General features: G+C 61.6%; 13 protein-coding genes. 2 read left to right on the forward strand and 11 right to left on the reverse strand.

The features are described from left to right. Nucleotides 1-33: 33 nt before the first annotated feature. Nucleotides 34-2,721, reverse strand: coding sequence for a helix-turn-helix transcriptional regulator (locus tag AC1Q61_RS09455; RefSeq protein WP_118606840.1), 2,688 nt, complete (start codon nucleotides 2,719-2,721; stop codon nucleotides 34-36). Between the two features lie 224 nt (nucleotides 2,722-2,945). Here AC1Q61_RS09455 and AC1Q61_RS09460 point away from each other — a divergent pair, with 224 nt between their 5' ends. Both AC1Q61_RS09460 and AC1Q61_RS09465 read left to right on the forward strand, forming a co-directional pair. Next, nucleotides 2,946-3,857: a hypothetical protein gene (locus AC1Q61_RS09460; protein WP_118606838.1), complete on the forward strand. Its 912-nt coding sequence runs from the start codon at nucleotides 2,946-2,948 to the stop codon at nucleotides 3,855-3,857. Between the two features lie 59 nt (nucleotides 3,858-3,916). After that, nucleotides 3,917-4,942 (forward strand): hypothetical protein, encoded by a 1,026-nt coding sequence (locus AC1Q61_RS09465; protein ID WP_231915580.1) that lies wholly within the window; start codon nucleotides 3,917-3,919, stop codon nucleotides 4,940-4,942. Here AC1Q61_RS09465 and AC1Q61_RS09470 read toward each other — a convergent pair. The 10 genes from AC1Q61_RS09470 to AC1Q61_RS09515 all read right to left on the reverse strand — a co-directional run bounded on the left by AC1Q61_RS09470 (nucleotide 4,939) and on the right by AC1Q61_RS09515 (nucleotide 14,718). Beyond that, nucleotides 4,939-5,820 (reverse strand): HhH-GPD family protein, encoded by an 882-nt coding sequence (locus tag AC1Q61_RS09470; protein WP_007726916.1) that lies wholly within the window; start codon nucleotides 5,818-5,820, stop codon nucleotides 4,939-4,941. The two genes, AC1Q61_RS09465 and AC1Q61_RS09470, sit on opposite strands and share 4 nt — an antisense overlap. A 116-nt stretch (nucleotides 5,821-5,936) precedes the next feature. Beyond that, nucleotides 5,937-6,461: an Rv1363c family protein gene (locus AC1Q61_RS09475; protein ID WP_118606836.1), complete on the reverse strand. Its 525-nt coding sequence runs from the start codon at nucleotides 6,459-6,461 to the stop codon at nucleotides 5,937-5,939. Then, nucleotides 6,458-7,696, reverse strand: a complete 1,239-nt coding sequence (locus AC1Q61_RS09480) for an MlaD family protein (protein WP_042923604.1) — start codon at nucleotides 7,694-7,696, stop codon at nucleotides 6,458-6,460. Before AC1Q61_RS09480 ends, AC1Q61_RS09475 begins: the two co-directional genes overlap by 4 nt. Continuing rightward, a complete protein-coding gene (locus AC1Q61_RS09485; RefSeq protein WP_118606834.1) occupies nucleotides 7,693-8,766 on the reverse strand; it encodes an MCE family protein in 1,074 nt (357 codons plus the stop codon). Before AC1Q61_RS09485 ends, AC1Q61_RS09480 begins: the two co-directional genes overlap by 4 nt. Beyond that, nucleotides 8,766-9,845, reverse strand: a complete 1,080-nt coding sequence (locus AC1Q61_RS09490; RefSeq protein ID WP_037132219.1) for an MCE family protein — start codon at nucleotides 9,843-9,845, stop codon at nucleotides 8,766-8,768. Before AC1Q61_RS09490 ends, AC1Q61_RS09485 begins: the two co-directional genes overlap by 1 nt. Further along, a complete protein-coding gene (locus AC1Q61_RS09495; protein WP_037132399.1) occupies nucleotides 9,842-10,834 on the reverse strand; it encodes an MCE family protein in 993 nt (330 codons plus the stop codon). The genes AC1Q61_RS09490 and AC1Q61_RS09495 overlap by 4 nt, the downstream gene beginning before the upstream one ends. Next, nucleotides 10,831-11,841, reverse strand: coding sequence for an MCE family protein (locus AC1Q61_RS09500; protein WP_054782178.1), 1,011 nt, complete (start codon nucleotides 11,839-11,841; stop codon nucleotides 10,831-10,833). The genes AC1Q61_RS09495 and AC1Q61_RS09500 overlap by 4 nt, the downstream gene beginning before the upstream one ends. Continuing rightward, nucleotides 11,838-13,022, reverse strand: a complete 1,185-nt coding sequence (locus tag AC1Q61_RS09505; RefSeq protein ID WP_063315055.1) for an MCE family protein — start codon at nucleotides 13,020-13,022, stop codon at nucleotides 11,838-11,840. Before AC1Q61_RS09505 ends, AC1Q61_RS09500 begins: the two co-directional genes overlap by 4 nt. After that, on the reverse strand, nucleotides 13,019-13,864 hold the full coding sequence (locus AC1Q61_RS09510; protein WP_003945610.1) for an MlaE family ABC transporter permease: 846 nt from the start codon (nucleotides 13,862-13,864) through the stop codon (nucleotides 13,019-13,021). The genes AC1Q61_RS09505 and AC1Q61_RS09510 overlap by 4 nt, the downstream gene beginning before the upstream one ends. Beyond that, nucleotides 13,864-14,718 carry an MlaE family ABC transporter permease gene (locus AC1Q61_RS09515; protein WP_003945667.1) on the reverse strand — a complete coding sequence of 285 codons (855 nt, stop codon included), beginning with the start codon at nucleotides 14,716-14,718 and terminating at the stop codon, nucleotides 13,864-13,866. Before AC1Q61_RS09515 ends, AC1Q61_RS09510 begins: the two co-directional genes overlap by 1 nt. Nucleotides 14,719-14,910: the final 192 nt, after the last annotated feature.

Here is a 14,910-nt window from a genome sequence, read left to right on the forward strand (position 1 = left end):
AGAATGTAGTCCGAAATCAGATCCGACCCCGGACTACAGCAAGCGCAGTTGGCGTGCCCTCGTGATCGCTTCGTTTCGATTGTGTACGTCGAGCTTCTTGTAGAGAGTGCGCAGTTGAGTCTTGACGGTGTTGACGGACACGTACAGTTTGTCGGCCATCGCAGCCGACCCCATGCCGAGCGCCAGGAGTGAGAGGACTTTCTGCTCGCGTTCGGTCAACTCCACGATATGTACGAATTCCGGAAATGATTCCGCAGGCGACCTTTTCGAGAACTCGGCGAGTGCACGCGATTTCGTTTCGGCCATCGATTCGAGTTTCTCGACGTCCGCCGATGCGATGGTCGCGAACGAACGTAGAAGTCCGGTCTGATCCGCGATGCTGCACGCTCTGGACCACTCCTGAGAGGCGAGGCGTGGCTCACCCAGCTCGGAGTGTGCAACCGCTTGCACCAGAAGCGATTCCATCTGTGCCCGCGGATAGGATACGCCAGACCAGTCGAACTGGTGACACAGCGCCACCGCGGCCTCGTTCTGGCCGATCCGCTGACGTAAACGCGCCACCGACGTGAGCGTCCACGGATTGGCGGCAGGATCGATGATCTCCTTGGCCAGTGCTACGGCATTGTTCCCCTGTCCGAGAGCGAGCAAGAGATCGATCTCTGCGGATTGCAACAGAGGAAGCGCGAAAGATGTAGCCGTGTACTGCTTGGAATGTGCTTCGATCGCATTGTGGAGCAACAGTAGTGCCGCAGTGTGGTCGCCGGAGGTCAAGGCGAATTGGCAATGCGCATAGACGACGAATGCCCACAGTTCCTCGGTGTCGGACGGAAGACCGAGTTCGGTCAATGCGAGACGTGCGTCGTCGAAGTCGAGTGTGTCGAGAGCAGTGAGCGCCCGCGCTGTCAGGCCGGCGATCTTGACCACAGGTTCGAGCCAACCGCCGGGGTCCGGATGCTTCTGTTCGAGTTCGGACCAGTGTGTGGCCTGCCGCGGCTCACCAGCCAGCGCCCAATTCAGGGCGGCACTTCCCGCAGAGTTACGAGCGATGAAGTCGACTCCCTGAGACAGGGCGCCGTGGTACGCCATTCGAGCCTTGATCGTGGATTCTGTGAACCTGCCGCTCAATTGAAAATTGATCGCCCATTGAAGTCGCATGAGAGGGAGCTGTGCGCTGACCGCTTCCGGGTTGTTCTCCAGCGCACTGCGACTGAGATGAGACAGGCGCCTGGTGGTTTCTGCTGCGAGCCCGTACTCGCCTGCCATCCTGAGCATGATCGATTGAACGCAGGCAATGCTCAAGGCGTCCTTCGCGCCGGATTCAGCGCCGAGAGCCCACAGTTCTGCCGGCGATTCGGGTAGCAAGTCGACTACCGTCGAGCGCTCGCTCGGATGCATCGTGAACAGTGCGCGCCCCGCCTCCACGGCAGAGTGTTTGTCCGCAGCTTCCGCCGGAATCCGTTGGAGAGCAGAGCGAACCGAGTCCAGATTGTGGACGATCATCGTCACCCAGTGTTGCTCGACGATGTCTACTGCCAGGGTCCAGTTCTGTGCCTCGACCGCGTAGTCCAGCGCCGACGCGTGATGACCGTGGTCGAGTCGGTTGTGTGCGAGGAACGAAAGACGTTGCGCCGGATCGACTCCAGCGCGCTTTTGGTGCGCGAGTATCGATCGACGAATTGCAGGCGGCAGCTCCCAGGTTTCTTCGGCTTCGGTCTCGACCCGTGACAACAACCCGGCTGTCTCCAGTATCGCCAGGCGCACGCGAATCTGATGAACGGTCTCGCCATCCTCAGGGTGTTGGGACTCGAACAGCATGGCGGCGATGTCGACGGTGATCGATCGCGCAAAGGCCGTCGCGAGCAGGAACTCGAGTTGTTTCACATGATCAGCGGTCATGAGAACGGATTTGTTCACGTAGTCGTCGATCGCCTGCGCGATGTTCTTCCTGATCATCTGCTCGCGGTTGCGGCTACCCGATGTCTGGACGGCGGGAACGGCGACACGAACCAGCGCTGGCAGCCCACCTGTCAGGGATGTGATTTGTTCGGCATCACCGTCAGTCGTGTTTACGTCAGCTTGTGCGAGCAAATGGGCGGTATCGGCTCTCGTGAACAACAGCTCACTCGCGCCTATCACCTCGTGGTCCGTGTCGAGCAGGTACGGCTCGGAGAACATGCCGAAGCCCGAGAGCGTGACCACGAGGTCCAGGTTGTGACAGAGGGCGAGGAGTTCGATCAACTGATCGTCCAACTCTGGTTCCGATATCAGATCCGGCCTGATCAGCACGAGCAGCACGGGGCGGCTGAGGGCGTTCAGGGATTTGGCGACAGCGGTGAAAGGATCGGCGAGATCGTCGACGTCGGGCAGTGCGATTCCGGCAGCGTGGATTCGATCGAGGACAACGGCCCAGAAATCTTCGAGTGTCGACGAGGGCCGTGGGGCCGAGACCCAGACGAGTATTCGTTCGGATGCCAAATGGGCGCGCAGCCACGATGCGATCAACGACGATTTCCCGTGGCCGTTCGGTGCACGGACGATTGTCAGCGCGGCACGTCGGTCAAGTTTGTCGAAGAGCGCTTGCCGGGGAATCGACGTCGCGAGGGTGCGCCTTTCTGGAATAGCTGCCCAGTCGTGGCCGTCCATCCCGAACATCAGCGCGGACCCTTTCTGCTTTCGCGCCCCGCAATGATTGAAGAGTTTGGGCGGATTGTCTCGATCCATCTATCTACAGGGAGGAGCGTAGCTGGTGCGAATCCAGAGCGTGCCATCCCGGGCAATTCACCCGGGAATTCACCCCGGCTGAGAGAAGTTCACCCACACAATCACGCCGTCACCATTGGCTTTCGAGTCCCTCGAGCGACTTCTATTGAACGTAGCTCGGGATTCGCCAAATGTGGCCGCGAGCGCCTGTCGGAGGCCCGAGAGTCAGACATCGAAGGAGCGTCGTGCGAACTCGTCTGTCAGAGGTGCGGTCGAAGGCCGTTGTCGTCGGACTCCGGCCGAGAGCGTGGCGCCGAGGAGTGCGAGGTATCGGCATAGTTGTCGTGACCGGAGCTCTGGCGGTCGGCGCTGCTGCGCTCGGCTTGCTGCCGATGCAGTCGGATCTTCGATTGGCGGCCGAGGGAGAGTTCGTGCCTCCCTTCACCGTCGAGCTGACGGCGATTGACGGTGCACCGCCCTTCGATCCCGCTGACGGTCCAGGGCTCGATTCGGGCCCGTCCAACGGCATTGTCCGAGAGGGTGATCCGGTGACGTATGTCATCGACATCGGTGTCCGGGGCAACCCGCTCTCCGACGTGGTCGTGCAACTTCCGGTGCCTCGAGGTTTCGTTCTGCCGTCCGTGCCTGATTACTGCGGAGACGGCTCGGGTGTCGACGAGGTCGGATTACATTGCCTGATAGGCAATCTGGACGCGGACCGGTACTTCACCCGAACGGCGACGATGACTGCGGGAAAGCGGGAAGACGCCGACGGTCTACCGATCGCTGCACTGGTCACCGCAGATCGGGGGGCGGTTCGCGTGCGGTCGGGCGATGTCACGGTGCGGGTGGCGACCACCCCGGGAGTGTGTGATCCGTACGGGATTTCTGTTGGTGGTCAGAGAAGCCAGTGGGCTGCTGTCTCGGCAGATGGACGAATCTCAGGTCTGGTGACATCGGGCATCTCGGAGGCGGTGGTGATCGACGGCGTCGATCAATGCGGGCACGCGACAGCGCGGACGGTGAAACCGTTCGAGGGTCACTTCTCGTTTGTCGGACTGCTACCGGGGACGTATCGCGTCACGGTCGACGGCCGAGCGCCGGTGGAAGTGGTGCTGGAACCAGGTGCAATGGCGGTCGGTGGCCTGACGTTCTGATACAGCTTCGCAGGAATGGCAACACTCGTAACAGTCAGTAGCAGTCAATGGAGGATCCAGTGCGTGAAAGCCTGGGCGTTGTATTCGAAAATCAGTCAATTTCAACAGCTCTCGTAGATGCAGACACACCCCTTCTGGGCTCGATCGACGAGTTCCGTCACCCCTGGGGTGCAGACGGGACTGTTCCCTCTCCGCAAGCGTCGGCGCGCGCACTCGCCTCCGCGGCCGAGGTCGCCACCGGTCGAGCCCTGCGCTCGAATCTGTGCCCCACCGTCGTCGGAGTGATGTGCGAGCGTGCGGACGTGCGCGAACATGTCTCGGATTCGTTGTCCTCCAGTCCTTTCGAGAACATCGAGTTGGTCAACGGTCTCGACGCACGGCTTGCCTACCTGCGGACGGTCGACGCTCTCATTGGTGTTTCGCCGATTCTCGCGTTCTGGCCGGACGGCAGTGAGACCGTGATCGCGGCCGTCGACCCGAGAGCAGGCGTCGTGGACTCGGCGCATCGTTACGACACGGCCGAGTTGCTTGCGGACAGCTCGACATTTGCTGCGACATTGGACCTCCTCGTCGCCGAACGAGACCCTGTGCCCAAGATGCTCGTCGCGATGCTCGTGAAGGAAGACTCTCGGCAGCCGTCCGCGGAAGCCGCTGAACTGGCAGGTCTCGGCTTCCTGTTTCTCGGCGAGCGGACCCAACTGGCGATAGGGGCTGCGCTGGTAGCGGCCGATCGCGGAAGCGAAGTTCGGTCCGGTGACGGCATGGCTGTCCGGCCCGTCAACAGGGTCCGGTGGGCGGCGGCAATAGTGCTGCCGCTCCTGCTCATGCTGACGGGATTGCTGATCGCTCTGTCGCCGGACGGGTCGCGAGCGGTGTCCACTGATCGCCCGAACATCGGCGCCGAGTCGGCGACCTCCACCAGCGGGCCCCCGCCCGGCGCTGCCCTACAGATTCCGACACTTGCGCCTTGCGATCCAGTGGTGCCTGCCGTTCCTGCTGTACTTCGGCGTTCTGATCCGGAAGTCGCACCGCTCCAGACCGACGAACCCACAGCCGAAGAATGCACCCCGCTGCGAGTCGGCTAAGCCGTACCCTCTCCGGCCAGCGCAAACAGGCCGTCGTCGGTCTGCTCGACCAGTCCGTCGACCAGCAGTGAATGCAACGCACGGTCACGCTGACCCGGATCGGCCGGCCAGACGATGTCGAGTTGCGCGCGCTCGACCGGACGGTGACTCTCGCGAAGAACGGCCATCAATTTTCCACGAACCTGGCGATCTGTGCCCGCGAACTTCTGCACCTTCTTGGGTGGTCCGGTGTGTGCCGGTTTGCCCGAAGCGACCCACGCGCAGTTCGGCAAAGGGCAGTTCTCGCAGTTCGGGTTCCGCGCCGTGCAGATCAGTGCACCGAGTTCCATGAGAGCTGCGCTGTAGGTGGCGGCGCGCGCACGCGTCCTCGGCAGCAGCGCCGCGACGTCGGCGAGGTCTCGCGTGTTGGACGGGTTCCCGGGTTCCGCATTGCCGTGGACGGCTCGCGCAACTACGCGTCGTACGTTGGTGTCCACCACAGGCACTCGCTGTCCGTAGGCGAAACACGCGACGGCGCGGGCGGTGTACGAACCGATTCCCGGTAGCGAGAGCAAGGTATCGACGTCTTCAGGGACCACGTCACCGTGCTCGGCAGCCAGGACGCCCGCGCATTCGTGTAACCGCAGCGCGCGTCGTGGATAACCGAGTTTGCCCCACGCGCGAAGCACCTCTGCCTGGCTCGACGCTGCCATCGCCGACGGCACCGGCCAGCGCTCGACCCACTCTTCCCAGATTGGCGCAACGCGCACCACCGGCGTCTGCTGGAGCATGATCTCGCTCATCAGGATCTGCCAGGCACTGACGCCCTCGCGTCGCCACGGCAGGTCGCGAGCCGTCTCGGAGTACCACTTCAGCAGCACCGAAGATTCCACTGCCACTGCTACCGACACACTCCTCGAACCTGCGCTCCCGGTCGACGAAGGAGACGTCGACTTGTGGGGGCCACTTTATCGGCAGTCGCCGACACGGCTGTCTTTGACGCCCGACCGCCGGGTCACAACAACTGCACGTTGCTCAGTTTCCACTCGCCGTCCTCGCGGACCAGAGAAAGTTGCATCCGGTTGCGGTCGATTCTCGGATCGGGGGAGTTGGTGTTCGTGATCGTCTGATCGAGGAACACGAGAACCTCGGCGTTGTCGCCATCACTGCTCGCCAACCCGGCTGAAATGATCTGAGCGGACGAGGTCGCCTGATACTGCACGATCATGTTCTGCAAGTTGGCTGCCACCTGGGCGTACTGACCGGCGAATTCGCCAACAGAATTGTCACGGACCACGGAGAGATTCTGATCGAGGTTCTGGAAGTTGTACGTCGCAAGATCAGTGGCGAATTGCCGTCCGCTGTCCAGGGCGCTGATACGCGCGTTTTCGTCGACCGATTTCTGCCAGGTCGCGAATGCGCCCCATCCGAGCGCCGCGACCACGACCAGGGCGCCGGCAACGATCGCTACGGTCTGCTTGCGAAGCCGCTTGGGCTTGTCGACGATTGTGGGCGTCTGGGGTTCGGTTGTCTCGGTCATTGCGTTCCTTGTACTAGTAGTGCGGCAAACGAGTTGTCACCGAGAACGGTGTTCTGACCACCGTTGAGGCCCAGACGAATCGACGTTCCGTCACCGGCTGCGACCGTTCCGAGGGCAGGATCGTATTCAGCAACCCCGTCGATCGTTCCAGTTCCGGTGGGGACGTTCTGCGATCCGCGATTCTGAATCCGGCCCGACTGGTCCGCGCAGTGTTGGTTCTTGTCGAGCGTGGTCGGTGAGGTGTCCTGTACCGATCGCCGGGGCGTGTCGTAGATACAGACCGGTCCGAGTGCTGTGATCAGATCAAGCTGTGCCCGTCCGTCTTTGACGATACTTCCGAACTTCTCGAATCCTTTGGGCACCACCACCAACAAGGCATCGACGGCGGGCATCCGTGCAGTGACGATCTGAGTGGAGACGAGAGAATTGGCCAACAGCAGACTGAACGGCTCACGACTCTGTTCGATGAGAGGCAGTATCTGATTGTCGAGAACACTCGGGCTTCGATCGAGGAGTGTGCGCAGTTGCGGATCGGAGTTTCGTACCTGATCTGTCAATTGGCGAAGTGTGAGTGCAACTTCGGGAAGAGCGTCAACATTTTCCTCGTTCGCAGTGAACAGTGAGCGCGAGTTCTCGACGAGTGTGTTGACACGCGGTTGATCGGATTGGACAGTGCGCGCGAGCACGTCGAAGTTGTCGACGAGCGCCTGCAGATCCGGACCCAATCCGTTCAATCCCTCGCCGAGTTCGTGCGAGAGGGTTCGCAGGTCTGCCGGATCGACGGTGTCGGCAGCAGCGTTGAAATTCGCAATCACGGTTCCCAACGCGACCGGGATCGAAGTGCGCTCAGTCGGAACAACGGAACCTTCAACCAGATACGGGCCGCCGTCGGTCTGCGAGGACAACTGAACTTTCAATACCGGAACGGCGGTGTCCTGGCTGATGGCCACATGCGAATCGTTGGGGATCTGTTTGTCGGCGGCGATGCTCAACGTCATCACGACGAGGTCCTGGGCAGAGTCCACCTCCACCGACTCGACGTCGCCGACGGTGACTCCGCGATAGGCCACTTCCGAACCGGGAGCGATTCCGGCCGCGTTCTCCAATTCGACGATGACCGAGAAGGTTCCGGTGAACGGATCTCCGGCACCGACTTGCCGGAGTACGTACGTCGTGCTGACCACCGCGATGAGGAGAAAGGCGGCGATCTCGAAATAGACGGTTCGGTTCTTCATCGCGTTCCTCCTTGCAGGGGTGTCGTGATCGGCAGTTCCCGATCGGAGGCGGGCAGAGGTGGCAGTGGCGGTGCGGCGCCCGGGATTATCTCGTTGAGCACTCCGGTCACGGTGCCCTCGACATCGACGTCGAGGTCGATGTTCACGTAATCGCCTGGGCTGGCACGCTCGAGGAGCACTCTTGCGTTGTCCAGGTTGGCCATCGTCTCACCCAGTGTCGGGCCCATTGCCGAGAACTGGTCGAGGATGGGTGACAGTCGTCCGGTGATCTCGGAAATCTGGTCGGACGACTGGTCGAGTACGGAATTGGTTGCGGTACTGAGCTGATCGGTTTCGTCGAGTAGATCGAGGAGCGGTTGTCGTTGGTCGGCGATCACGCCCAATGCGGGTGTGAGTGTGCGCAAGCCTTCGTCGATCGTGGTGCTCTCGTCACCGATCAGAGCGCTGAGCCGGTTCAGTGAATCCAGTGCCGAATTGATCGATTCCTTTCGGTCGTCAAGTGTTCCGAGAAAAGTGTCAAGGCGTGCAAGCAGATCGCGGATCGTCTCCTCCCTGCCGTCGAGAATCTGATCAGCCTCACTGACGATGTTCTTGACCTGCGCCAACCCACTGCCGTTCAACAGAGTTCCGACGGCGCCGAGCAGTTGTGCGACATCGGGTCCGCGCACGGTCTCCGATCGCTCGATGGTGGAACCTGGTTCGAGAATGGGGCCCGCTGGATCGACCGGAACTTCGAGGTTGACGAACGCATCGCCGATCGGGGTCGACAGCTCGATCCGAGCGCGGGTGCCGACAGGTAGTTCGATGTCCGACGCGATTTCGGTATGTACCACGGCTGCAAAGGTTTGCGCGCTCATCGACGTGACTCTGCCGACGACAGCCTGCCCGATCCGCACCTCGCCGCCGACGGGAAGTAACGACGCGTCGACGAATTCCATGTTCAGCGGGTACGACTCTCCTGGCAGACCGCGTCCGAGGGGGAGGTGCTGGAAGTTGAGACTGCAGCCGGTCAATGGCGCCGCGATGACAAGTGCCACGACAACGCTCACCACGGACTTGTTCGACGCCATCAGTTGCCCCCACCGAGGATGCGTGCCAGGTCGGAGCTGCCTGCCGAAGGAAATTCGATGGGATTGACGATTCCCGGCCCGGTGCACAGCGGAATCGGCATCTTCTCGCACAGTTCTCGCGTCGTGTCGAACTGTGAGAGATCGGTGGCGACGTTCAATCGCGCCCTGGCTCGGCCTTCTTCGGTGACGAGGTTGGCGACGTTCTCGAATCCCGTTGGTGCCGTTTCGATGATCTCGCGCAGTTGATCCTGTTTGGTCGCGACTGCACCGGCCAACTGCGCGAGCGTACCCAGATCGGCGGTGACCGCCTCGCCGTGTTCGGCGAGTAGCGCTGAGACCTGTCCGAGCAACGTGGTCAGGGAATCGAGCGCCCCGCTGATGTCTTCTCGCTGGGCGCTGAACGTGCGGGCGGTGACTGTCACTGAGTTCGACAGGGAGTCGACCTTGGTCTGGTTGTCCGCGATCAACTGCACGAGGGTGTTCAGGTTCTTCACCAGTTCGGAGATGTCGGGACTTGCACCCGCCAGTACCGAACTGGCCTGTGAGATGGACCGAACGGCATCGTTGAATGCTTGCCCGTTGCCGTCCAACGCGTGGGCGCCTTCTCCGATGAGGTCACCGATCCCGCCGCCGTCGGCGCCAGGGCCGAGCGCCACCGTCAATTCGTTCACCGATGCGGTGAGTTGGTCCCACGTCAGAGGGGAGTGAGTGCGTTCGAGAGGGATCACCGCGCCGTCGGTGAGGAACTCACCGTCCTCGTAGCCGGGGCCGAGTTCGATCGTGCGGTCACTGATGACCGAGGGAGACAGGACCCAGGCCTGCGCGTCGGCGGGTATACGTGTTCCGGATGGCAGGCTCAGCGCCACTCGTACCCGGGACCCTTCCGGCGTGACGCTCTCGACCCTCCCGCTGGGAACTCCCAGAATCGTCACTGTGTTCCCGGTGAAGATAGCGTCGGTCGAGGTGAATTCGGCGGTGAGAGTGAGTCTGTGTTCGTCACGCGTGACGAACAGGACGGCACCGATCGCGCAGATCACTATCGCTGCCAGCACGGCGAGTTTCTTGACGGTCGTGGTCATCGACACCCCTGAACGAGCCCGACGACGCACAACCAGTTGTCCGGGATGAGGGTGGAGGGCGAGTTGAGGTCGAGCCAGTTGCCGTTACCGGTCGCGTTGGTGACGTAGCGGACGCTGGGGGCGAAGTTGTCGAGCAGTGTGGTCAGTGATTGTTCGTTCTCGGACAGAACTCCCGTCACCACGTGGATGTCTCCCATGACCGAGTCGACCAAAGCCTGGTTGTCGCCCAGGAACTGGGCAAGTGTGGTGCTCAACTGATTCAGGTCTTGTACAAGCGCATTCAGCACATCTCGCCGGTCGGCGATCGTGGACATCACCAGATCCGCATTCCCCAGAAGGGTTTCCAGAGTGTCCTTCTGCTCGATCAGTGTTGCGGTCGTCTGCTGCGCTCCGGTGAGAAGGGAACGGAGCGCAACGTCGTTGTCGTTGACTACTCCGGAGAGTGCGTCGATTCCCTCGAGTGAGCGGCGAATGAGTTCGGGATCGTCCGGTGAGTTGTCGGACACCACGGTCAGCATGTTTCGCAGTTGTTGCAGATCAAGGTTTTCCGACGTGGATTGTGCTCCTCGACCGAGATCGTCGAGAGTGAACGGAACGCTCGTGTTCTCGATGGGGATGGTCGAACCTGCGGGTAACGAGCGCGATCCGTTCGGAGTGACGTCGAGCGAGCGTCGGCCGAGCAGAGTCGAGATCTTGATGTCCGCACGGGAGTCTTCGCCGAGAGTGACGCCGTCGTCGAGTCGAAAGGTGACTTCAACCGAGTTGCCGCTGACCGCCAACGAGGTGACCACCCCGCTCGGGACTCCCGCGACGTTGACCGGATCGTCCTGCGTCAACCCGGTGGCGTTGGCAAAGACGGCGTGGTACTCGTTGGTCTTGACCTTCAAGATCAGTTGAGGGACAACGAGTGCGGCCAGAACCACACCGACTCCGACGAGGATGCAGATGATTCCGTTGCGGACCGGGTTCTTGACGGTGAGCCAGTTCATCGGCACACCGCCGAACGCTCGGGGCCGCCGAGGGTCACCGATTGGTCCAGCGCGCTGAGCCGGAAGTTGCAGATGTAGATGTTCGCCCAGCTTCCGTAGCTCATCGCGATCCCCAACTGGGTGAACAGTTGATCGAAAGCGGTGATACCGGTCGCCAGCGACTCACGATTGTCGACGACGACGCGAGCCGACTGATCGATCGAAGTCAGCGCGCCAGCCAAGTCCGGTTCCGCGCCCGTCACCAAGTCCTGAAGGGAAGAAGTCAGGGCGCCTGCGGAATCCACTGCGGCCGAGATCTGTTGGCGGTCCTGTGCCAAACCGCCGACCAGTGTGTCGAGCGTGTTGATCATCTCGACGAAGTTGGGTCGATTCGTCGTGGTCACGGTAAGGACCCGGTCGAGGTTGTTCAGTAGTTGGTCCAAGATCGCGTCCCGGGACGTCAAGTTCTCGGTGACGGCAACAGTGCGCTCCAGCAGGCTTTCGATGGTGGAACCTTGTCCTTGGAATACCTGGACGACCTGTGCGGCAAGCTCGTTGACTTCTGCGGGGTCAAGTGCGTCGAACAGGGGACGGAATCCGCCGAGGATGTCGGTGAGGTCGATCGCCGGCTGAGTCTGTTCCACGGGAATTGTGGCCCCGGGGGAGAGGTAGTTGCCTGTTGCGCGTTCGGCCTGTCCGGGTTCGATCGAAATTGTTCGCGCTCCCAACAGGTCTGCGTACCTCACCACAGCGCGACCGTCGGACGGAATACGTTGTGCAGATTCGAGTTCGAAGCCGACGACGGCTTGGTTGTTCACCAACTCGACGCTGTCGACGCGCCCTACTCGCACCCCGGCGATCTGAACATCGCTGCCGGTGACCAGGCCGGAGGCATTGACGAAGACGGCCCGGTACTGCGAACTCGACCCGGAGACTGGGTTGATCAGGGTGCTCACCACAACCACGGTGGCGAGAATCGACAGTGCAGCAAACAGTCCGAACCTGATCAGAGATTTCTTCACGCTCATCCGCCCACCACCGTCGTGCCGCGAAATACCGGCCCCGCCACGAGAGTGTCCAAAGCTGTACCGCCCTGGGTGAGAGCCGAGATCAGGGACTGTTCGGCAGGGCTGCCGACCGGGCCGACGGTTCCGCCGAACGCGGTCGCGGCGGCAGGACAGTTGGGTCCGCGGGTTCCGTCGTACTGTGGGCAGTCGGTCTTTCCGTACGGATACAGATCTGTGACGGACAGCCGTAGATCGGTGCTGAGCCACGGACCATGCGCCAACGCGGGCGGGAGCTTGATCGTGAGATTGCGCAGGCCGTTGTAGAAGGTGGTGATGTGGTCCGGCCGCGAAGTGATTGCGCTGGTGAGGGAATCGGCGTCGTCGACCAAGGTGATCATGCGGTCGCGATTGTCACCGATCAGACTCGTGGCAGCAGCTCCCGTGCTGGTGCCGGCACGCAGAAGCCCCGCCAACCCGTCGGATTTCTCGACGACGGTCTTGGATGTGGTGATGGAGTTCTCGAATGCGGCGAGCATGTCCGGCGCACTCGTCGAGAGACTGTCGGCGAGGGTGGCTATGTCGTCGAGGTCGTCACCGAGTCCGTCGATGACGGGCTGCGCACCGACCAACGCTTGGTGGACTGAATCGAGCGATTCGCCGATCTGGTTTCCCTTGCCGCTCAATGCGTCCGAGACTGCCGTGAGTGCGACGTTGATGTCGGCGGGGTCGAGGGAAGAAACGAGCGAGTAGATCCGTGAGATCGATTGGTAGAGCTGGACCGCGACTTCGGACTGATCGGATACCAACTCGGTACCCGGAACGAGAGCAGGACCACGCGAGAGTCCGTCAGGTTGAATCAGGTCTACGAAGAAGTCACCGAAGATGTTGCGGGGCATCAGTCGCACCTGACTTGTCGACGGTATGTCCTCGAACGCTCCCTCGTCGATCGCGAGTGAGACGGTCGAAGCGGTGGTGCCCGGCTCGATCTCGGCCACCGCGCCGACGACGACGCCGCGGTACTGAACCGACGATCCGACTCGCAGCGCACCGGCACTGGCGGGGACGACAGCACTGACCTGCGGTGTGGAACCGGTGGAGTCCGTACCTCTGCTGAACAAGAAGACGTAGGCGAGGATCAGGATGACCACGGCGAGTAAACCCCGCAGTGCCAGGGTGATTCGGCTGGAATTCGTGACGATCATCCGGTCAGCCCGGGTACGTGAGGTTTGAGTCCCCACAGCGCAATGGTCATCGCGACGTCGGTGAATGCAAGGAAGACGATGCTGGTGCGCAACGCTCGTCCGGCGGCTCGTCCGACGCCTTCGGGTCCACCCGTCGCGGTGTAACCGTAGTAGCAGTGCACGAGGGTCACGACGACCGCGAACACCATGACTTTTATCAAGGACAACCAGATGTCGTTGGGAGAGAGGAAAAGACTGAAGTAGTAGCCGTACGTTCCCTCCGACTGGCCTTTGACCCGGATCACCGCAAGCGCCGTTGCCATGTACGAAGCAAACAGGCCGACCAGGTACAGCGGGACCACCGCGATGAGCGCCGCGATCATTCGGGTGGTGACCAGGTACCGCAGCGAGGGAATCGCCATGACTTCGAGCGCGTCGATTTCCTCGGAGATCCGCATCGCTCCGAGCTGCGCGGTGAATCCGGTTCCGACCTTGGCTGCCAGGGTGATTGCGGCAACGAGTGGTGCCACCTCGCGAGTATTCGCGATGGCGGACATCACGCCGGACAGCGGTGCGAGGCCGACTAGGTTGAGTCCGCGGTAGCCCTCGAGTCCGATCTGGGAACCGGCGAAGAACGAGATCGCGAAGATCACGACGACGCTGCCGCCTCCGGCGAGCAGGGTGCCCGAACCGAATGCCACCTGGGCGACGAGACGGGCGACTTCACGCCAATAACGCTTGAGGGTTGCCGGAATCGAGGTGATGACACGCGCGTGGAACGTGAACTGATCGCCGAGTCGACTCAGGCCGTCGACGGTCCGCGAACTGACCCGCTTGGCACGAATTGCGATGGGCAGGTGCATCAATAGGCACCTTTCACCGAGACGAACAGTGGGTAGAACTGAGTAATTGCGAGGTTGGCGACAAACACGAGGACAAACGAGAGCACGACGGTCTCGTTGACTGCGTCGCCGACGCCTTGAGCTCCGCGCTTGACGGTCAGGCCCTTGTAGCAGGCCACGATTCCCGAGATGAGAGCAAAGGCAACGGCTTTGATGCCGGAGACGACGAAGTCGCTGGGTTGACTGAATTGAACGAGATTGCGCAGGAAACTCTGTGCGTTGCCGTCGAGTATCAGGACGTGAACGAAGAGGCTTGCGCCCAAACCGATTACGAGAACTATCGAGTTCAGTAGGAGGCAGACGACGGCAATGGCGATCATCCGGGGTACGACCAGGCGTTCGAGCACGGGTAGACCGAGCACTTCGAGTGCATCGATTTCCTCGCGTATCGTTCGCGCTCCCAAATCTGCGCAGATTGCGGAACCGCCGACACCGGCGATGATCAGGGCGCACACCAGGGGGCCGGCCTGTCCGATGATGAGGAACGCGACGACGGCACCGCTGTACGCACCCGCGCCGATTTGATCTGCGAGCGCACCGATCTGCAGTGCTACCCCGACACCGAGGGGAATCATCACCAGAGCGGATGCGACCGAGGTGACGTGGGCGAGAAACCACATCTGGTCGAGTGCCTCACGCCAGGCGAGGCGCTTGTGTCGAAGAGATGTGAACGCCGCAACGCACACGCGAACGGTGAAGGTGAAGAGCAGTCCGATCTCGGAGAGCAGGTTCGAGAACATGTTCGTCTTGGCGGGGGAGACAGCAGTTGTTTCCCCGGTTGTTCCATTCCCGGTCGTCGTAGCTTCGGTGCTCACGCCATCCCCCTCTCCGGCCGAATCGTTCTGGTCGGGTTTCTTCGATCACACTCGGGAGCTCGAAGTGCTCCAGGTCACGTTCGGAGACGGTATCAGGAAACTGACTCTGAAGTAAGTTCCATTTCGGCCACTTCATCACCGGGCGCGAATGTCGACGCGGAACTTTCGTTTGCGTCCACGCAACCTTCCCGG

It is taken from the genome of Rhodococcus sp. MPR-R1B (assembly GCF_058793255.1).

Bases quoted from the DNA above. Each gene is read 5' to 3' on its own strand.
- AC1Q61_RS09475 (WP_118606836.1), bottom strand. From the start codon at position 6,461: ATGACCGAGACAACCGAACCCCAGACGCCCACAATCGTCGACAAGCCC.
- AC1Q61_RS09485 (WP_118606834.1), bottom strand. From the start codon at position 8,766: ATGGCGTCGAACAAGTCCGTGGTGAGCGTTGTCGTGGCACTTGTCATC.
- AC1Q61_RS09500 (WP_054782178.1), bottom strand. From the start codon at position 11,841: ATGAGCGTGAAGAAATCTCTGATCAGGTTCGGACTGTTTGCTGCACTG.
- AC1Q61_RS09480 (WP_042923604.1), bottom strand. From the start codon at position 7,696: ATGAAGAACCGAACCGTCTATTTCGAGATCGCCGCCTTTCTCCTCATC.
- AC1Q61_RS09455 (WP_118606840.1), bottom strand. From the start codon at position 2,721: ATGGATCGAGACAATCCGCCCAAACTCTTCAATCATTGCGGGGCGCGA.
- AC1Q61_RS09495 (WP_037132399.1), bottom strand. From the start codon at position 10,834: ATGAACTGGCTCACCGTCAAGAACCCGGTCCGCAACGGAATCATCTGC.
- AC1Q61_RS09490 (WP_037132219.1), bottom strand. From the start codon at position 9,845: ATGACCACGACCGTCAAGAAACTCGCCGTGCTGGCAGCGATAGTGATC.
- AC1Q61_RS09505 (WP_063315055.1), bottom strand. From the start codon at position 13,022: ATGATCGTCACGAATTCCAGCCGAATCACCCTGGCACTGCGGGGTTTA.
- AC1Q61_RS09510 (WP_003945610.1), bottom strand. From the start codon at position 13,864: ATGCACCTGCCCATCGCAATTCGTGCCAAGCGGGTCAGTTCGCGGACC.